This is a genomic window from Niastella soli, assembly GCF_017742245.1.
In the GTDB taxonomy this organism is placed as follows: domain Bacteria; phylum Bacteroidota; class Bacteroidia; order Chitinophagales; family Chitinophagaceae; genus Niastella; species Niastella soli.
In genome coordinates, this window is the sequence record NZ_JAGHKO010000001.1 from 2,237,893 (window position 1) to 2,256,400 (window position 18,508).

Below are 18,508 nucleotides of genomic sequence, written 5' to 3' on the forward strand. Positions count from 1 at the left end.
GGATTTTTTGTTTTATGGAAAGTATAAAAGATCACATCCTAGTTTAAAGTGTAGTAATGAAACCAACTGCCTTACTTATAGCTGTTATGTTGATACTAGGGGAAATGTTATTTATTGGTTGTTCATTTGATACTAAGAAAAAAACTGAAATCACTACACAGGAGGGGAAACTGTTATTGCCGGAAGTTTCGGGGAATGAAATGAAAATAACGCCTTTACCGCAACCAGATCACAAAGAAACTACTTCAGAAAAGACAGTCAAAATAAAGCGTGTAAAGCCATTCACTGGTACAATTAAAGGTGAAAAAAATAGAACCCCATACAGTGAACCTCTACCAATTCAGGAGGAAGACTACAGGGATAGTATAATATGGAGTAAGGTAGAAATTGAGGCCGAATATCCGGGCGGAGCAGCGGCCTGGCTGCGCTTTTGGAACAGGAATCTGCACATACCCCAGGATGTTATTGATAACGAATCGTATGGTAGTGTTGTGGTACAGTTTGTTGTAGATAAAGAAGGAAATGTTAGTGATGTAGAAGCCCTAAGCGGTGCGGAAGCAATGTGTACAGAAGTGGTGCGTGTAATTAAGAAAAGTGGTAGATGGACGCCGGCAATACAAAATGGCCGTTATGTAAAATCACTTAAAAAGCAGCCGTTCATAATTTGTATTAAAGCAGAAGAATAAAACAATGCGCTTATAAAATTCGGTTGACGATATTTATGCCGCCGCGGTTTAACGTGGCGGTTTTTATTTTCTATTGGACACATTTTCTTAATCACATAGTTGTTTTCTGGTTTCCCGAAGTATCACGGATGCGCAAAAGTTACTTAGTAATTGTATGGAATAAATTAGCGTGTGCATCTAAGTAATAAAGCATAGCCATGGAAAGTTCAACCATTCTAACCGCAGACATCCTCGATATTATTTTCGAGGGGCGCAACAAAGAGTATGGCGCCTATGACCTGCGACGTACCTACGGCCGACGTTTGACGGTGTCCATTACTGTTATGTTATCGGTAATTCTTTTGCTGGGCATCGGGTATGCCTTTGCAGGTGAAAAAAAGCAAAAGCTAACAGAGGTGATCATTCCTCCAGACGTGGTGTTGGATAAAATACCAGACAGACCTGTTGAGCCGCTGCCACCACCACCGCCGCCCAAACAGCCGGAAGTAAAAGTGGAAATGGCCAAGTTCACGCCACCCAAAATTGTAAACGATGAAGATGTTAAAGAGGAGGAGAAACCACCAGAGGTGGAAAAACTCGAAGACACCCGTATCGCTACTTACAACCAGGAAGGGGTGAAAGAAACCGACATCATAGCGCCACCTATTGAGCCCGGCACTACTGGCGTTATTGAACAACCAAAGAAAGATGAAGAAGACTGGAACAAAGTTTTTACCAAGGTGGAAATGGAGTCAGAATATCCCGGTGGTATGCCGGCCTGGCAACGTTTTCTGAAAAAGAACCTTCAATTTTCACAGGAAGGATTGGATAATGAAGTACAGGGTACGGTTGTAGTGCAGTTCATTGTTGACAAAGATGGAAACGTAAGTGATGTAGAAGCGCTCAGCGGGCCTCAGGAATACCGCGCAGAAGCAGTACGGGTAATTAAGAAGAGTGGTAAATGGACACCGGCTATTCAAAACGGCCGCTCGGTTAAATCGTTCAAAAAACAACCAATCGTATTCCGTCTTGAGACGGAAGGGTAAGATTCAAAATGGGTTTATTTGCATCCTCTCCATTACGGGGAGGATTTTTTTATTTTAGGCAATGGTTGTTTTGATTATTATAGTATGGAAATAGTTAGGCTATGCATCTTAGTAATAAATAATAGTTATGGAAAGCTCTACCATTCTAACCGCAGATGTGCTCGATATTTTATTCGAAGGCCGCAACAAGGATTATGGTGCTTATGACCTGAGACGCACCTATAGCCGGCGTTTGACAGTGTCCATTACTGTTATGTTATCGCTCATCTGCATGTTGTTTATCGGATTTGCCTTTGCTGGTAAAAAAACAAAAATAGACCCGGACCTGTTCACTAAGGACATAGTGCTGGAGTCAATAACTCAACCTGAGAAGCCAGTAGAACCCCCTCCGCCACCGGTAAAACCACCGGCCGCGCCAGTACGGTTAAAAACAATAGCCTTTGTCACGCCCAAAATTGTACCAACAGAGGAGGTTAAGCCAGAGGAAGTGCCGCCAACAAACGAGGATATGGAAAATGTAAAAATTGGCAATGTGAATAACCCGGACGGAGAGTTGGAGAATGGGTTGGTGACAGGCCCTGTTGGGGATGGTGTTGTAAAGGGGATCATTGAAAAACCTACAAAAGAGGACGAAGAGGGAGATGGAATAGTTATGAAAGTGGAAATTGAATCGGAATATCCCGGTGGTTTATCTGCCTGGATGCGTTTCCTGAACAGGAGCCTGCGTTACCCACAGGAAGCTATAGATATGGAAATTCAAGGGACTGTAGTGGTACAATTCATTGTTGACAAAGAGGGCAATGTAAGCGAGGTACAAGCCTTGAGTGGCCCCGAGGAATTACGTTCTGAGGCAGTACGGGTGATTAAAAAAAGTGGTAAATGGACCCCCGCCGTTCAAAATGGTCACAAGGTGAAATCGTACAAAAGACAGCCGATAGGGTTTAAAATCGCTGCCGAATAGGTAGTCTGTTAGTCGCTTGCTCTACAGGGCGGTCCTCAGGTGGGGGATCGCCCTTTCCTTTTTAATTGGTATTTTTGCCCCCGTTTAATAAGCACTATATGCACGGAAAATCGATTGGCTGGGATGATACTATTGTAGCACTGGCAACCGCCCAGGGAATTGGGGCTATTGGCGTTATACGTTTAAGCGGGCGGCAGGCCATTGACATCGTGAACCGGTTGTTCCCATCAAAAGACCTCACTCAACAACCCTCACATACCCTGCATGTAGGCTATTTAAAAGAGAATGGGAAGGTGCTGGACGAAGTAGTGATCTCACTGTTTAAAGGTCCCAAATCGTACACCGGTGAAGATGTGATAGAAATCTCGGGTCATGGTTCCCCCTACGTTTTGCAGGAGATCATACAGTCCTGCGTTAACCAGGGCGCCCGGCTGGCCAAACCGGGAGAATATACCCAACGGGCTTTTTTAAATGGCAAGTTAGATCTGGCACAGGCAGAAGCCGTGGCCGACCTGATTGCCAGTAATACAGAGGCTTCCAGGAAAACAGCCCTGCATAACATTCGCGGTGGTTTTTCAGAACGGTTAAAAGACCTTCGGGAGCGGTTGATCAAATTTTCCGCACTTATAGAACTGGAGCTCGACTTTTCGCAGGAAGATGTAGAGTTTGCTGATAGGACCCAATTGTATGAACTTCTTACCGAAGTGCAGCAAACTACCCAACAGCTGGCTGCCTCCTTTCAATTGGGAAATGTGATCAAAAATGGGGTAAGTGTGGCCATTATCGGAAAACCCAATGCCGGTAAATCGACCTTGTTGAATGCCCTGCTAAATGAAAACAGGGCCATTGTAAGCGATATTGCTGGTACTACCCGCGATACAATTGAAGAAGTATTGAATATCGATGGCATCCTGTTCCGCCTCATTGACACAGCCGGTATTCGTGAACATACCCACGATGTAATAGAAAGTATAGGCATGGAAAAAGCCCTGGCCAAAATGCAGCAGGCCGATGTAGTGATATACCTGTTTGATGTAAATGAGGTCTCCAAGGATGAATTACAGTCAACTGTAAATGAATTCAACAACAAAAAACTGAAATACGTCTTAGTTGGTAATAAAGCCGATGCTTCTTCCGAAGCAGACCGTCGCAATAAATTCAACAGCATTCCCGGCATTATATTCATTTCTGCCAAAGAAAATCTGCATACCGAGGTCTTAAAGGAAAAATTGGTTGATCTGGTGTTGCAGGGCAAGGTTACTACCGATGACACCATAATTACCAATGCGCGGCACTTTCACGCCTTGCAGGAAGTATTGCAATCGCTGATAGATACCCGAAATGGGTTGGATAGTAATATTCCCAGCGACCTGGTTTCACTCGACATTCGTAGATGTTTACACTATTTGGGTGAGATAACCGGTGAAATAACAACAGAAGATCAGCTGGATTATATCTTTAGCAAATTCTGTATAGGGAAGTAGGATTTTATTGACAATTACCAGCAACACTAAAAAAGTCGCCACGTGGCGACTTTCTAAATATTTGCTTTCGGTACCGGTATTCTTAAAAAAAAGGCACCATTGGCGCTCTTCAAGTTTAAACGGGCAGAATGTTTTAAGAATTGATAAAAGCTAATATGTCGGCATTGATAACGGCAGCTTCAGTCGTCGGCATACCATGTGGGAAACCCGGATAGGAAATCAACTTTCCGTGTTTCAACAGCTTGACAGCTTTTGCGCCCGATATCGGGAAAGGCACGACCTGATCATCTTCGCCATGAAGCACCAGCACGGGAATATCTACACTTTGCAGATCCGCGGTAAAATCCGTTTCTGAAAAGGCTTTGATCCCATCGTAGTGTGCTTTAACACCACCCATCATACCCTGACGCCACCAGTTGTCCCTGATGCCCTGAGATATTTTTGCACCTGCACGATTGTAACCATAAAATGGGATGGTGAAATCTTGGAAAAACTGAGGCCGGTTTGTGGCAGTATTCAGGCGTATTTCGTTCAAGGCAGATAATGGAACGCCATCCGGATTGATTTCGCTTTGCACCATAATTGGCGTTACCGCGCTTACCAGCACCGCCTTGGCAATACGGCCCTTACCATATTGTGCGGCATATCGAATAACCTCACCGCCACCCGTAGAATGCCCAATGTGTATCGCATTTTTCAAATCAAGAGCTGTTGTAAGTTCCGCTACATCGGAAGCATAAGTATCCATGTTATGACCAACGGATCCTTGAGTTGACCTTCCATGACCCCGGCGATCGTGAGCGATCACCCTAAATCCCTTTTCCAGGAAAAACATCATTTGTGCATCCCAATCATCACTCGATAAAGGCCAACCATGATGAAAAACCAACGGTTGTCCGCTGCCCCAGTCTTTGTAGTAAATCTGGGTGCCGTCTTTTACTGTAATTTTCATTGTAAGTGTTGTTAATAATTTAATTGTATTTTCTGCTACAGTTAACTTTTTGTACGATGGTTTCCTGAGTTTATTCAGCATAACCAGCTGCTTCAATTATTGCATGAGCAAATTCCAATGGCGCTTCCTGTGGCAAATTATGCCCGATACCGCCGCTGACTGTACGATGTAGATATCTGCCTTTAAACTTTCCTGCGTATGCTGTTGGATCCGGATGAGGCGCACCGTTAGCATCACCTTCAAGCGTTATAGTAGGTACACTGATAATTGGAGCCATTGCCAGCTCCTTTTCAAAGTCGTCGTACTTTGTTTCCCCTTTGATCAGGCCCAAACGCCAACGGTAATTATTTATCACTATGGCTACATGGTCCGAATTGTTAAATGATTGTGCTGATAGTTTGTAAGTGGCCTCGTCAAAATGCCATTGAGGTGAAGCTGTCTGCCAGATAAGTTTATTAAACTCGTATGTGTTTTGTTTGTACCCCATTTCGCCACGTTCTGTAGCAAAATAATATTGGTACCACCAAGCTTGCTCTGCTTTTGGCGGTAGTGGTGCTTTATTAGCTTGTTGACTACCGATCAGATAACCGCTAACTGATACTAAAGCGCTGCAGCGGTCGGGCCAAAGCGCAGCAATAATGTTGGCGGTACGTGCGCCCCAGTCAAAACCGCCTATGATGGCATTCTTTATTTTCAAAGCATCCATCAAGTCAATAATATCCCTAGCAAAGACCGACTGCTGGCCATTGCGGATCTCGCTGTCCGACAGAAAGCGTGTGGTCCCATAACCGCGTACATATGGAACGATTACTTTGTAACCTTTGGAGGCCAAAATTGCCGCCACTTCTGCATAACTATGAATGTCATACGGCCAGCCATGCAATAAGATCACAACCTGGCCATTGACGCTTCCGGCTTCAGCGTAACCCACATTAAGCACGCCAGCATTTATTTGTTTTATATTGTCAAATGACTTGCTGTCTGAATAATTCATGGCATTAAGATTAGTTAAGGAACCGTCAGGAGGGCTAGCTTTCGCAGTATTAAACATACCGAGTCGAGCAAAGGTATATCCCAGTGCAGCATTGCTGATAAAGCGGCGGCGATTCACCATATTATTAGTTTATTAAATTAGTTTGTTCGTGATCGGTATCTGATGACAGGGGCTCCCATTCGTTTATTTCTTTACTCATTTTTTCAATGTTATTCTTGCACATCGCAATTGCATCCTTACCAATTGGCAAATGAAGCGGCGGACTTTCTGTATGAGCCAGTTTTACGATTAGTTCCGCTAACTTTTTAGGGTCACCCGGTTGGTTCCCATGCAGCTGATCAATGTTTTTCCTCATTTGACCGACTGCGGTATTTTCATAGTCAGAGATGATGTTTTCGGACCGGGAACAAGAATCGCCACTCAAAAAACTAGTGCTAAAATGGCCGGGGGCAGCAACGGTGATATGGATACCAAAAGGGGCAAGCTCTAAAGCAAGTCCTTTGGAAATGCCTTCAACTGCAAATTTAGATGAGCCATACAAACCCCAGCCTGGAAAAGAGTCGTATCCAAACAAGGAGGATATGTTAATTATATGACCAGATCTTTGCCGACGCATATAGGGAAGAATGGCGCGGGTGACATTCAGGAGCCCAAAAACATTAGTGTCAAATATTTTTTTTGTTTCCTGATCTGAGGCTTCCTCGATAGCAGCAAGTATGCCGTAACCTGCATTATTGACCAGGACATCAATTTTGCCAAAATGTGCAATTGCCTGCTCAACTGATGTATGAACATCCTTCTCATTTGTTACATCTAACTTTACTACCATAAGCCCATTTGGATCGCTAAGAATAGCAGACAATTGATCTGTTTTACTTCTTATCCCCCTCACAACATAATCACCTGCTCTGAGCGCCGCCTTAGCTATTTCTAAGCCAAAGCCTCTTGAGGCACCGGTAATAAACCAAACCTTAGAATTAGGTTCTTTCATTTTCAATTAGCTTAAAGTGGTTGTGAATGCGTAGGTGATTAAACCGTTATGGTAGTCTTGACATCAACATTGCCCTTAATCGCTTTAGAATATGGGCATGTTTGGTGTGATAGATCAACAAGTCTCTGAGCGACTTCCATACTCATGCCCGGCAAGCTTATATTAAGACGTGCCTGCAGGGAAAAATCCATACCGGTCAAACACAGATCCACTTCTGCATCAATTGCCGTATCTACTGGAAGAGTGATCCTTAATTTATTTGCAACAATATCCATTGCGCCTTCAAAGCACGCTGACCAGCCCCCTGCGAACAATTGCTCGGGGTTTGTGCCGGCACGCCCGGTACCGGGAGTTGAGAGCTTAATATTCAAGTGCCCGTCATCGCTTTTGGCGACACCATTGGCGCGGCCGCCTGTTGTATGAACTTTAGCTGTATACAATACTTTCTTTGTTGTTTCCATTGATAATGAGATTATATTTTGATTGATTTTTTTATTCCAGGCTAAGATGTTATCATCCATTACCTTTTGTTGCAGCGGGTTATTCGAACGTACATGAAATAATAAATATCATGCCGTTTCACAATGAAATAGTTATCAATGAGTTGATGAGTATTGCCGGTATATCAAATCGCGTATTGACGTATAAAATCGAAAACCAGTCGCGATACACCGTTAGCAGCGAAGGGAAAGGAAAATTAAAGCAGGAATTAAATTTCCTGTCAGCTATTGTTGGAGTTTATACTATTCTTTTCGATACCTAATTTCTTCATTCGGGATACGAGCGTAGAGGCATTAATATCCATTAATTCAGCGGCCCCGCCTTCACCGTAAATTTTTCCACCGCTTTTTTTTAGCATGGCGATAATGTAATCGCGTTCATTTTCATAGATCTTTTTGTTGGTGTTGACATTTGTTGTACCTATATTTTTGCTTTGGGCAACAGGGAGAGACACCGAATGTATAATAGGCCCGGAGGATAATAGAATCGTTCGTGCCATTACATTTTCCAATTCGCGTATATTTCCAGGCCAATGGTAATCCATCAACGCCCGGGTAACATTGTCTGTCATCCCGGTAATGTCTTTATTTTCTTTCCTGGCATAGTATTGCATAAAATGCTTTGCTATGGGAAGTATGTCCTCTCTTCGCTCGCGTAAAGGTGGTAATTGTATTGGAAATACATTGAGACGGTAATACAAGTCCATCCTGAACCGGCCTGCAGCAATTTCGTCTTCCAGGATACGATTAGTGGCAGCAATAATGCGCACATCCACTTTTTTTTTCTTTCCGCCAATAGGCTCAACCTCTTTTTCCTGCAAGCTCCGTAAAAGTTTCACCTGCATATCTAAGGGTAACTCGCCTATTTCGTCTAAAAAAATTGTCCCGCCGTCAGCCTGTTCAAACTTGCCTACTCGCTTATCTGTAGCCCCTGTAAATGAACCCTTCTCATGTCCGAACAATTCTGACTCGACCAGGTTCGGCGCCAATGCAGCACAATTTATCACAACAAATGGTTTTACATTCCGCGAAGAATTGTTGTGAATATAGTTAGCGGCCAATTCTTTTCCCGTACCGCTTTCGCCCAATATTAACACCGATATATCTGAGGAAGCAACCACTTTAATGTTGTTGACTACTTCTTTCATACTGTGGCCCGTGACAATCATCAACTTTGCCCCTTCGTTTAATGGTTCCGATTCTGCCTGTTTATACCTGTTTTCTAACTGCTTATTTTGCCGGTGGCGGTACCAGGCTACATCAAGAGTTACCAGTACATCTTTTTCGCGAAACGGCTTTACCAGAAAGCCGTAGGGATCGGTCATTTTAGCAGCCTCCAGTGTTTGTCTATCCGAATTAGCAGAAAGGAATACAAAGCCTATATTCTGTTGTTTAAAAACTTTTGCCAGGTCGATACCTGTCTGTTTTCCCTTTAAATAAATATCCAGGAATACCATATCCGGGTGTTCATTTTTGGCAATAGCCAACGCTTCATGGTAAGATGAGGCTATGGAGCAAACTTCGTAACCCGCTTTATCGAGAATGATCCGCAGGTTGACCGCTTCTACGAAATGGTCCTCAACTATCAGTATTTTGGTTTTCATTAAATTATTCTATAGCGATGTCAGATAATCATCCCGCCCCTCATTCATTGAATGCAGGATATCCCGTTCAAATACGATCGTGATCAACACGCCCTTATGATTTTCAAAGGTAATATATCCTCCTATTTCTTTTGTTAGTCCCCGTATTAGCTCCAATCCAAGGGAGCTCTTTTTAACTTCTGACGTGTTTTTTTGCATGCCGATCCCATTGTCAGCTAATTCCAATTTATATTTTCCATCAACGTGAGTCAGAGAGATCAGGATTTCGCCATGACGGCCGTCCGGAAAGGCATATTTGATTGAATTGGTTAATGCTTCATTTATAATAAGCCCCAATGGTATAGCCTGGGATGCATTGAGCTGTAAAGGGTCAACCTCCAGATTGAACCTGATATGCCCGGTTTCAAAGCTACTCCGCAAGTATTGTACTAACTCCGGTATGTAACTTTTCAAATCGATAGTTTTTATATCATTTGATTGATACAGTTTTTGATGAATGAGCGACATCGCATAAATGCGGTGCTGACTATTTTCAATTGCGCGTAATGCATCATTTTCAAGATAGGCCGCCTGCGCCTCCAACAAGCTTATCACCGAATGAAGATTGTTTTTTACCCGATGATGCACTTCTTTCAACAGCCATTCCTTTTCCGCCAGCAATTTTTGCATCTGTTCATTTTTATGGATAATAAGATCGTTTTGCAAGGTGATGGTTTGGTTATTCTTTTTTCGTACCAGGTTTTGCCGGTATAATACGCCTGCTACCAATAACATTATTACAATACCTAAAAAAGTGACATTTCTTTGCAGGTTAGCGTCTTCCAGTCTCATCTTTTGAATCAAATTCTGATCATTGAGACTTTTTATTGATTGTTCTTGCTTAACAGTTTGATACTGAATTTCCAGTTCTGAAATTTCATTATTCTTATCAACAGTAGAAAGTGAATCCTGCAATTTGACGAGGCGGGCTAAATTATATGAGGCATCCTGGTAATTTCCAATGGCAACATAATAATTATATGAATTAGTATAAAAGCTCATTAAAAGTCCACCCCCTAAAGGTGTCTTGGCATTTTTAAATGCAGCCCTGTATTTGCCTATGGTTATATCATATTTATAGGAATTATTGTAGAAATCAACTAAAAAACTATTGTCAGAAATAGTTTCCGCTTTTTTAAAGATTAATGCAGCATTAGTAATATACTTTTTTGCTTTTGCTGGCTGATTGGCGTTTAGAAAAGCTTCGGCAATGCCGTTATAACATATAATGTGCCATGAATAACTTCGTTCACCAAAGAGTTTTTCAGTCATCTTCAAACTCTTAAGATAATATCGAATGGAAAGCTCGTTGCTATTTGACTTAGCATGATACAGGGCCATGCACCTATATATATTTGCCGTGTCCCAGGAAGTATGGGGGAAATTTGCTTTTGTAATGGCATTTATTGTCTTTAGCGCTTCTTCATTCCTGTTTAATTTTAGCAGCGTTTCGACTAATAGATATTTGTAATCAGGGTAGTCATTAATACTAATGGCTTTCAAGAGCCATTCCTCGGCCTTTTGGTATTTTTTTACTCCAAAATTACATCTGGCTGCATTCCAATAAAAATAGGATATATAATGACTGTCTTCCCCTGGGACTGAGTTTTTAATGCCTTCCAAGCAATAAGCTAAGGCCCGGTAATAATTGCCTTTTGAATATTCCAGGTCAACGAGTGTCATATAAGTATACTGCAATTTTTCATATTTAGCCGCTTTATATTCAGCTAAACTTTGTTGCAGCTCTTTTTCGGCAAGTTCAAACTGTTTGATGGTTATCCGGTTGGCTGCTATATCTGTTAAAATATGGGCTGCATCTATCGGCTGACGGCTTTGCAAATACAACGAACGGGCATGCTGGTAATGATTTATCCTTTCAGTTGCAGATTTATTAAATTTATCATTTATAAAGTAAGCATTAGCCAGACTCTTCCAGGCATGCGCTTCTTTGCTATGCTTTCCTTTTTCCCGAAAGTATGTTATTACCTGATTAAATAACTGCATAGTGCGTACCGGATCATTCACACGTTGATAGTAATAAGCAATCCACTCAAGGGCGTCGTGTTGCCAGTCGCTCTCATTTAATTTAACACTTAGTTGTAAAGCCTTGTTGAAATGGTCAATAGCGCTATCCGGATTGTGTTTATAATCCGTCAAGTTACGCATTTCAGAAAATGGCTTGTACAGATAATAGGCGCCTAATTTTAGCTCTATGCTTATCCGATTGGTATCAGGTTTGCTCTTAATTAATTTTACAAGTAATTCCTGTTGTGTTTCTGACTGGGCGTACTGAGTCAAAGCCCTTGTCATTAAGAATAATGACAATATTCCTAACAACACAGGTCTATACATATACACCACCCTTTTTCTGGTTAAACACTAGATATCATTTCTGTTAAGCAAGTTCTATATGTGACTTAAATCTTTTTGCGTCTCTTAGATTATTTCACATCAATCACTCAATGGAACAGGTTTTTTGTTAAATATCATGCGTAAGATAGCCTTTCAAAGCAGGTCAGAAAGCTGCCTAAACAAGAAAAGTTACAGAGCAAAATCGATCGGTAGATTTCAGCTGGCGGATATTTATGGGACTGTAAAATTAGACATTTCCGCTATAAGATTTAACTAAAAAGAATTCAATACGCAGATTTGTTTAACAGCAGGTTGCGGGTATTTTTGAAATCATGGAATATCATGGGCTCACTTTGAAAATCACGATATTTCATGATTTTCAGTACAGAGGATTTGAACTAAAAGGCTGACTGTCAAAGCATAATTTGAATGGCCCGGATATTGGAATCTGGTTGTAAGGTTTGATAATCTCTCCGGTAAAAATTAACACTTACAACTATGCGCTATGCCAAAGAATCAACATGTTTAAGTGATGAATTCCCGGCAATTCTTCATTTTCCCGACATTATCGGCAATAGTCGGGAAATTCGGCAAACTCTTCATCTGGTTGCAAAAGTGGCGCCAACAGCCTGCACAACCCTAATATTAGGAGAGACAGGTACGGGCAAAGAACTTATTGCCAAAGCAATACATGATAACTCGCCGCGCCGAAGTAAAACAATGGTTAAAGTAAATTGCGCAGCACTACCCGCTAATCTGATTGAGTCTGAATTGTTTGGGCACGAGCGAGGTAGTTTTACCGGGGCGTTTGAACGCCGGATCGGTAAATTCGAACTGGCCCATAATGGAACCCTATTTCTTGACGAGATAGGTGAGTTGCCTTTAGAATTGCAGGTAAAATTACTTCGTGCATTGCAGGAAAAAGAAATAGAACGTATAGGCGGCAAAGGCTCAACTACGGTTGATACACGTATCATAGCGGCGACGAACCGTGACCTGGAAAAAGAAGTAGCGGAAGGGCGGTTCAGAGCCGATCTTTACTATCGTTTGAATATCTTCCCGATCAACCTTCCATCATTAAGAAACCGACGCGATGACATTCCTTCGCTGGTGCATCACTTCATCTGTAAATTAACTACAAGGACGGGCAAAGAAATTACCACCATCAGTAAATATGCGTTGAAGCAACTAATGAATTACAGTTGGCCCGGCAATATCCGTGAACTCGAACATGTAATCGAGCGCAGTATGTTGTTAGCTGAGGATAAATTGATTCATGAAATCCAGCTTCCCTCGAATAAAGAACATGGTCAAAGAAAGACGACGCTAATGGATTTTACATTAAAAACTATTGAAGAGAACGAGCGCGATCACATACTCAATACCCTTAATTATTGTAAAGGGAGAATATCAGGGAGCCATGGAGCAGCCGAATTCCTAGGTGTACCTCCCAGTACGTTAAGCTCTAAGCTTAAACGCCTTGGTATTGGTAAAAATCATTTTGTAGTATAACCAATTATATGCACCTTCTCCAAGACTCACCTTACTACTCGAATTGATGCGCGACCTTAAAACTTAAAATGAAAGAGGCCACCCCATATTACTTTGAGGTGGCCTCTTTAAATTTAGAGGGTTGAGAAAAATGCTTAGCTGAGCTTAGCAGTTTTTACTTTTGAAAGGGATGCTCCCAAAGCAGCGCGCTCAAGGCTGGCCGCGAACAGGGGAGTTTCGGAACGGTTATGGTTAATGGAGTGCGGCTGACGCTGGGCGCGGAAGGCCTCAAAGCTGATGCCCTGGCGGTCGAGGGCTGTCATCATATCCTCAGTAGCATGGGAAATGACCCTGTTGGTAAACTCACAGGTGGCGCCGTCTATGGCGCGAACGCTGAGCTCCCAGTGAACGTGCAGCACGAGGCGGCCTGTAGCACTAAACACGTCTGACCAGGAGGTGAGGATGAGATGATGCGGCTCGGAAAGGGCCTCCTGGTAATGTTGGACCATCGGACTGCCTCCGATGATCTCCACGTTTATGGACATACGGCGGCCGTCTGGACCAATGGTGGAGGCGGCGGAGACGTGAGCCGGGGAGCAACTTTGATATTCGGCTTCGGACAAATTGAAGCACCATTCGGGGATGTTAATTTTTTCGATGGGTGCCTTTATGATTGCAGTAAAGCTGGAATCGACTATTTGATCTGCGATTTTCATTGTTTTATTTTTTGATTTTGATAGAATTCTTATTCATTGAAATAGGCGCCAAGGTTCTTTTCAAAGTCACCGTCCTGTTGGATTCCCCAGGCCCGCATTTTTTCAGAAATGGGTTTCCGCTCGGGACGCATGTTTGCGTTAATGAAGGCGATGCGGGATTCGATCATGCGATCCATCGATGGAGTCGGGGCCCGTTGGCTTATCATTGTTTTTGCCTGACGGGTGATTACAGGATCGAAGCGACTGATGCGAAGGGCCAACTGGTGCACGAAAGTGTCCAGTTCGCCATCCGGTATCAGCCGGTTGATGAGCCCATACCGTTCAGCGGTGGTTGCATCAATGTCTTCGCCACCGATGATGAGTTCCAGGGCCCTCGCTCGTCCTACCAGCAAAGGCAGAAACTCCATGCTACCACCGCCGGGGATCGTACCAGACGCTACCTCGAACTGTCCGAAAACAGCCGTTTCGCTGGCGAAACGGATGTCACACGCTGCGGAGAATTCGATGCCAACGCCACGGGCGCGACCCCGGATCGACACAATGGTGAGCACCGGTGATTCGTGAAGCGCCTGAGCGACATCGAACCATGGAGGCAGGCCTGAAGGTGTTTTACGACTAAGTACCTCTAATCCGCGGGCGATATCAAAATGTGCCATGAAGAATCCGGGCACCGCGCTGTCGAATACGATCACCCGAAGATCGGACGAGGCTTGCATCCGCCGCACGATCTCTTCCAGGCCCGTGAGTAAATCCGGACCGAAAAGGTTCAACGGGGGATCGTCGATGGTGACCTGCCAATATCCTTCATTGTGCTGTGTAAGGGTCAGCGGGGTCTCCGCTAGTTTTTCTGTTTTCATGTGGTGAAGGTTTATTTATTAACGGTAACCTCTTTCTGACTGAGCAACTCAATCACCTCTTCAGTAGTGAGTATGAAGTGGGCATAGTTAGGTGCATTGATCTCATGGGCTGCACGCATGTTGTCGAACGAGTTGGCCGCAGTGGCGTCCGTTACCAGGGTAACGTTATAACCCAACTCCATGGCAAAGCGGCCGGTGGCCTCAATGCAGGTGTTGGCGATCATTCCAATGAGGATGACCCGATCGATATCGTGCTGCTTGAGTTGTTCGTCCAGGTCGGTATTGGCGAAGCCGCTGGAACCCCAGTGTTCTTTTATAATGACATCGTCGGCTGTCGGTTGAAAACGTTCGTGGAACTCGCCTCCCCAGGTGCCTTTGGCAAAGACCTGATTCGCATGTGAGCGCAACTGTAAGGCATTGGGGTATTTCCAGTTCTTGAAATCGGTGGGTTCCGCGCGATGATGTGGAACGAAGAATACTTGCATGCGGAGCTCACGGGCCTTCTGGATCACGCGTTCCATATTGTCCAGGAGATGAACACCTTCGATGACCTCTTTGGACCGGCCGTAGGCTTTGCCTTCGGGGTGGAGGAAGTCATTGTAGGGATCTACGAGGAGAATGCCGGTGCGATGTGGCAGATAGCCGCCGTATCTTTTAAGCGACTGCGTGTTGAATGTGTTCATTGTATAATATTTATGTTTTATTGTTTTAACGAGATATGTTATCGGAGTGACCGGAAGGATTCACGGATCTCGGCGGTATAAACCATCGGTTGTTCCCATGCGGCGAAGTGGCCACCTTTTTCCAGTTTATTGTAATGAATGAGATGTGGGAAGGCTTTCTCGGCCCATGTTTTAGGGACCTGATAGATCTCGTCCGGGAAGGCGCTCACCGCAACCGGGATGGTGATGTGCTTGATATCGAAGAAAGCCAGTTTGTTCTCCCAGTAGAGGCGGGCCGAAGAGACGGCGGTGCCCGTCAGCCAGTAAAGTGTGATATTATCGAGAATATCGTCTTTGGAGAGCCCCTCGCTGTGGCCAGCGAAGACGCGGGTGATGAGTTCCGTGCTGCGGATGTCGTGATCCATCATCCATGCAGCGAGACCTATGGGTGAATCATGGAGTCCATAAAGAGTCTGTGGACGGTTTGCCATTTCAGACGCATAGCCGAGACCGTGTTTCCAAAAGTTGTCGAGTTGTTCCCAGGCGTGTTTTTCATCGGGGGTGGACAGGCCATCGGGGGCCGGGCCGCCGGTGGCAAGCGCTTTTGAGACCTCAACAGGAAGTGTTGCCGCCATGTTGGTATGGATAGCGAGCAATTCCGGAGGGGCGATGACTGCCATTTGTTCGGTTACTGCGTCGCCCCAGTCACCACCCTGGGCCACGTATTTCGTATAGCCGAGTCGTTTCATGAGGACGATCCAGGCTTTGGCTATGCGGACGGGATCCCAGCCGAGCTCGGTGGGTTTGCCAGAGAAGCCGTGACCGGGCAGCGATGGGATCACCACATCGAAGGCGTCCTCTGGCTTTCCGCCATAGGTTGTGGGGTCAGTGAGTGGAGCAATGATCTTCATTTGTTCGATAATTGATCCGGGCCAGCCGTGCGTGATGATGATAGGCATGGCGTTCTTGTGTTTTGACCGAACGTGGATGTAGTGGATGTCGACGCCGTCGATGTTGGTAATGAATTGAGGAACGGCGTTAAGCCTGGCTTCTACCTTACGCCAATCGTAGCCTGTGGCCCAATAGTTAGCGAGGGTCTTCATCGTCTCGAGTTGGAGGCCTTGGGATAGATCATTGACAGTCTCCCGGTCGGGCCAGTTGGTGGCGAGGATGCGTTTGCGTAGATCCGTTAGCTTCGTATTGGAGATATGTACCGTGAATGGACGAAGAGATTCGTCGGATTTTGGTGATACAGGTTGGTGAGGCTGGGCGATGCCTGAGGCACTTTGCATGGCGATGGCGCCAGCGGCCAGTAGATTCTTAGCTTTTCTCATTGTATAGTGTTTGCTAATTGAAAAGCAATTTCGTGCCATTTGTTAACATGCTTACAATCAAAAGCTTCAATGAAAAACGAGAGAAAATGCCTCGCGACTCTTCGTAAAATGGCGAGACCAAACACGATGAATCATTTCTCGATGTTCTTCGATAAATTTTACGTTCTAAAAGGTTTACCATACTTTTTCTCACGCGTGACAATGCTGACCAAATTATGTAGCCCTTAAATGGATGACTCTTTGTTCGATATGTTTTATGGTATTCATTCCGCAATGCTGTTTTGTAACAAGCCAGTTCCGATTTCAGCTTTTCAAAATAAAACACAAGTGGATCATTAGAATAGCACTTAAGAATAAATCATTCTGGAATACATCAGAAAACACAGATGGGGATTGCTGTTACAGTTTAATGAATGGTAGTTCTTGAGAGAAAAAAGTATTTGCTAAACTCGTATTTTTACAGCTTAATTATTGTCACATGAGAAAGCGAAGCCTCATTCAACATTCTGCTCTGGCAGACGCAGGTTTATTTTTAGATAATCTGGGGCCTGTAAGAACCACTTCAATACACTTTAGTTAGCACCTGGTCCCACTGAGAAGAGTACCTTTTTAGCCAACTGTTTAATTCAATTAGTAAAAGCTTTACAAGATTGGCCCTACCTGTTTTATCCGACATTCTTTAATGATAATAGTGTATTCAAAACCCGGATTGGGCCTCTAAATTTTGCGACTATGCGGTTTCAGGAAGAACAACTCACACACAAGGAAGGAAATGAGAACCGTCTACCTGCTCAGGAAATTATCGGCCAGAGTCCGGAGCTGAAAGAGATCTTACGACTTATTTCCATTGTAGCACCCAGTGATAGTACTGTGTTACTGCTGGGAGAAACTGGTACAGGGAAGGAGCTTGTGGCCCGCGCGATCCACGAAGGTTCGTCACGTGGGAAAAAAACGATGATCCAGTTGAACTGTGCAGCTTTGCCCGCGAACCTGGTAGAATCGGAATTGTTTGGTCATGAAAGGGGCAGTTTTACCGGGGCTATGGAGCGTCGGATCGGAAAATTCGAACTGGCACATCAAGGAACACTTTTTCTTGACGAAATAGGGGAGATGCCTTTGGAACTACAGGTGAAGTTGCTTCGGGCTTTGCAGGAAAAGGAAATAGAACGGATAGGCAGCAGGACTACGATGAAGGTGAATGTCAGGATCGTTGCTGCCACGAACCGGGATCTTGAAAAAGAAGTGGAAGAAGGAAGATTCCGGGCAGATCTATTTTACAGACTGAATATATTTCCGATCAGGTTGCCAGCGCTGAGAGACCGGCGGGAGGATATCCCGCTACTGGCGAATTTTTTTGTTCAAAAGCTGTCGAAAAAGATCGGCAGGAATATTTCCGCGATAAGCGACTCGGCGCTCGAAGAGATGTTTAATTACGACTGGCCGGGTAACATCCGGGAATTGGAGCATGTAATCGAACGAAGCATCTTATTGGCAGAAGATGATGTTCTGCGGCAAGTGTATTTATGTACGCGTCGGCAAAGCAGCGTGAAACGGATTTCTGATAATGATTTTCAGCCTAAGACGATAGAGGAAAATGAGCGGGAGCATATCCTTAGGATACTTAAATACTGTAAAGGAAAGGTAGCAGGATTTGACGGAGCAGCTAAGGTGCTGGGAGTCCCTCCTAGTACTTTAAACTCAAAATTGAAACGGTTCGGAATCCGAAAAATTCACTATGAGATTAAGGATCCAAATGTGTTTGATAATACTAATTCATAGTTAATTTCTAAAGAACTACTCATAGCCGTTATTTGTATCTTTTGATAGACAAACGTTTGAAAATTAGTAATGTGTAAATTC

Annotated in this window: 16 protein-coding genes; 6 read left to right on the top strand and 10 right to left on the bottom strand. The window is 44.1% G+C overall.

What is annotated here, in order from left to right; translation table 11 throughout:
- Positions 1-56 precede the first annotated feature (56 nt).
- The 4 genes from J7I42_RS09395 to mnmE all read left to right on the top strand — a co-directional run bounded on the left by J7I42_RS09395 (position 57) and on the right by mnmE (position 4,156).
- Positions 57-686 (top strand): energy transducer TonB, encoded by a 630-nt coding sequence (locus J7I42_RS09395; protein WP_209138516.1) that lies wholly within the window; start codon positions 57-59, stop codon positions 684-686.
- A 197-nt stretch (positions 687-883) separates the two neighbouring features.
- A complete protein-coding gene (locus J7I42_RS09400) occupies positions 884-1,711 on the top strand; it encodes an energy transducer TonB (RefSeq protein WP_209138517.1) in 828 nt (275 codons plus the stop codon).
- Positions 1,712-1,838: 127 nt separating this feature from the next.
- A complete protein-coding gene (locus J7I42_RS09405) occupies positions 1,839-2,672 on the top strand; it encodes an energy transducer TonB (RefSeq protein ID WP_209138518.1) in 834 nt (277 codons plus the stop codon).
- Positions 2,673-2,770: 98 nt separating this feature from the next.
- Complete coding sequence (mnmE, locus tag J7I42_RS09410; protein WP_209138519.1) at positions 2,771-4,156, top strand: tRNA uridine-5-carboxymethylaminomethyl(34) synthesis GTPase MnmE; 1,386 nt, start codon at positions 2,771-2,773, stop codon at positions 4,154-4,156.
- Between the two features lie 133 nt (positions 4,157-4,289).
- On the opposite strand, the gene J7I42_RS09415 is transcribed toward mnmE, so the two are convergent.
- From J7I42_RS09415 to J7I42_RS09440, 6 genes are all read right to left on the bottom strand, one after another.
- Positions 4,290-5,189: an alpha/beta fold hydrolase gene (locus tag J7I42_RS09415; RefSeq protein WP_236065407.1), complete on the bottom strand. Its 900-nt coding sequence runs from the start codon at positions 5,187-5,189 to the stop codon at positions 4,290-4,292.
- Positions 5,179-6,222 carry an alpha/beta fold hydrolase gene (locus J7I42_RS09420; RefSeq protein ID WP_209138520.1) on the bottom strand — a complete coding sequence of 348 codons (1,044 nt, stop codon included), beginning with the start codon at positions 6,220-6,222 and terminating at the stop codon, positions 5,179-5,181. Before J7I42_RS09420 ends, J7I42_RS09415 begins: the two co-directional genes overlap by 11 nt.
- Before the next feature lie 4 nt (positions 6,223-6,226).
- Positions 6,227-7,093: an oxidoreductase gene (locus J7I42_RS09425; protein ID WP_209138521.1), complete on the bottom strand. Its 867-nt coding sequence runs from the start codon at positions 7,091-7,093 to the stop codon at positions 6,227-6,229.
- A gap of 38 nt (positions 7,094-7,131) precedes the next feature.
- A complete protein-coding gene (locus J7I42_RS09430; protein ID WP_236065408.1) occupies positions 7,132-7,614 on the bottom strand; it encodes an organic hydroperoxide resistance protein in 483 nt (160 codons plus the stop codon).
- Positions 7,615-7,814: 200 nt separating this feature from the next.
- Entirely contained in the window at positions 7,815-9,197 is a 1,383-nt protein-coding gene (locus J7I42_RS09435) for a sigma-54-dependent transcriptional regulator (protein ID WP_209138522.1), read from the bottom strand.
- Positions 9,198-9,206: 9 nt separating this feature from the next.
- On the bottom strand, positions 9,207-11,546 hold the full coding sequence (locus J7I42_RS09440) for a tetratricopeptide repeat-containing sensor histidine kinase (protein ID WP_209138523.1): 2,340 nt from the start codon (positions 11,544-11,546) through the stop codon (positions 9,207-9,209).
- Between the two features lie 540 nt (positions 11,547-12,086).
- On the opposite strand from J7I42_RS09440, the gene J7I42_RS09445 reads away from it, so the two are divergent.
- The gene (locus J7I42_RS09445) at positions 12,087-13,100 is read left to right on the top strand and encodes a sigma-54 interaction domain-containing protein (RefSeq protein ID WP_209138524.1); all 1,014 of its coding nucleotides are present in this window, start codon (positions 12,087-12,089) and stop codon (positions 13,098-13,100) included.
- Between the two features lie 134 nt (positions 13,101-13,234).
- On the opposite strand, the gene J7I42_RS09450 is transcribed toward J7I42_RS09445, so the two are convergent.
- From J7I42_RS09450 to J7I42_RS09465, 4 genes are read right to left on the bottom strand one after another with little or no spacing between them, the layout of a single operon-like run.
- On the bottom strand, positions 13,235-13,795 hold the full coding sequence (locus J7I42_RS09450) for a hypothetical protein (protein ID WP_209138525.1): 561 nt from the start codon (positions 13,793-13,795) through the stop codon (positions 13,235-13,237).
- Between the two features lie 29 nt (positions 13,796-13,824).
- Positions 13,825-14,652, bottom strand: coding sequence for an enoyl-CoA hydratase/isomerase family protein (locus J7I42_RS09455; protein ID WP_209138526.1), 828 nt, complete (start codon positions 14,650-14,652; stop codon positions 13,825-13,827).
- 11 nt (positions 14,653-14,663) lie between these two features.
- Positions 14,664-15,335 (bottom strand): isochorismatase family cysteine hydrolase, encoded by a 672-nt coding sequence (locus J7I42_RS09460; protein ID WP_209138527.1) that lies wholly within the window; start codon positions 15,333-15,335, stop codon positions 14,664-14,666.
- 38 nt (positions 15,336-15,373) lie between these two features.
- The gene (locus tag J7I42_RS09465; protein WP_209138528.1) at positions 15,374-16,648 is read right to left on the bottom strand and encodes an epoxide hydrolase family protein; all 1,275 of its coding nucleotides are present in this window, start codon (positions 16,646-16,648) and stop codon (positions 15,374-15,376) included.
- A gap of 732 nt (positions 16,649-17,380) precedes the next feature.
- Here J7I42_RS09465 and J7I42_RS09470 point away from each other — a divergent pair.
- On the top strand, positions 17,381-18,427 hold the full coding sequence (locus tag J7I42_RS09470; protein ID WP_209138529.1) for a sigma-54 interaction domain-containing protein: 1,047 nt from the start codon (positions 17,381-17,383) through the stop codon (positions 18,425-18,427).
- Positions 18,428-18,508: the final 81 nt, after the last annotated feature.

What these genes read in the sequence shown, in the direction of transcription:
- J7I42_RS09395 (WP_209138516.1), top strand. Translation starts at nt 57, where the DNA reads ATGAAACCAACTGCCTTACTTATAGCTGTTATGTTGATACTAGGGGAA.
- J7I42_RS09400 (WP_209138517.1), top strand. Translation starts at nt 884, where the DNA reads ATGGAAAGTTCAACCATTCTAACCGCAGACATCCTCGATATTATTTTC.
- J7I42_RS09405 (WP_209138518.1), top strand. Translation starts at nt 1,839, where the DNA reads ATGGAAAGCTCTACCATTCTAACCGCAGATGTGCTCGATATTTTATTC.
- mnmE (WP_209138519.1), top strand. Translation starts at nt 2,771, where the DNA reads ATGCACGGAAAATCGATTGGCTGGGATGATACTATTGTAGCACTGGCA.
- J7I42_RS09415 (WP_236065407.1), bottom strand. Translation starts at nt 5,189, where the DNA reads ATGCTGAATAAACTCAGGAAACCATCGTACAAAAAGTTAACTGTAGCA.
- J7I42_RS09420 (WP_209138520.1), bottom strand. Translation starts at nt 6,222, where the DNA reads ATGGTGAATCGCCGCCGCTTTATCAGCAATGCTGCACTGGGATATACC.
- J7I42_RS09425 (WP_209138521.1), bottom strand. Translation starts at nt 7,093, where the DNA reads ATGAAAGAACCTAATTCTAAGGTTTGGTTTATTACCGGTGCCTCAAGA.
- J7I42_RS09430 (WP_236065408.1), bottom strand. Translation starts at nt 7,614, where the DNA reads ATGGATGATAACATCTTAGCCTGGAATAAAAAAATCAATCAAAATATA.
- J7I42_RS09435 (WP_209138522.1), bottom strand. Translation starts at nt 9,197, where the DNA reads ATGAAAACCAAAATACTGATAGTTGAGGACCATTTCGTAGAAGCGGTC.
- J7I42_RS09440 (WP_209138523.1), bottom strand. Translation starts at nt 11,546, where the DNA reads ATGACAAGGGCTTTGACTCAGTACGCCCAGTCAGAAACACAACAGGAA.
- J7I42_RS09445 (WP_209138524.1), top strand. Translation starts at nt 12,087, where the DNA reads ATGCGCTATGCCAAAGAATCAACATGTTTAAGTGATGAATTCCCGGCA.
- J7I42_RS09450 (WP_209138525.1), bottom strand. Translation starts at nt 13,795, where the DNA reads ATGAAAATCGCAGATCAAATAGTCGATTCCAGCTTTACTGCAATCATA.
- J7I42_RS09455 (WP_209138526.1), bottom strand. Translation starts at nt 14,652, where the DNA reads ATGAAAACAGAAAAACTAGCGGAGACCCCGCTGACCCTTACACAGCAC.
- J7I42_RS09460 (WP_209138527.1), bottom strand. Translation starts at nt 15,335, where the DNA reads ATGAACACATTCAACACGCAGTCGCTTAAAAGATACGGCGGCTATCTG.
- J7I42_RS09465 (WP_209138528.1), bottom strand. Translation starts at nt 16,648, where the DNA reads ATGAGAAAAGCTAAGAATCTACTGGCCGCTGGCGCCATCGCCATGCAA.
- J7I42_RS09470 (WP_209138529.1), top strand. Translation starts at nt 17,381, where the DNA reads ATGCGGTTTCAGGAAGAACAACTCACACACAAGGAAGGAAATGAGAAC.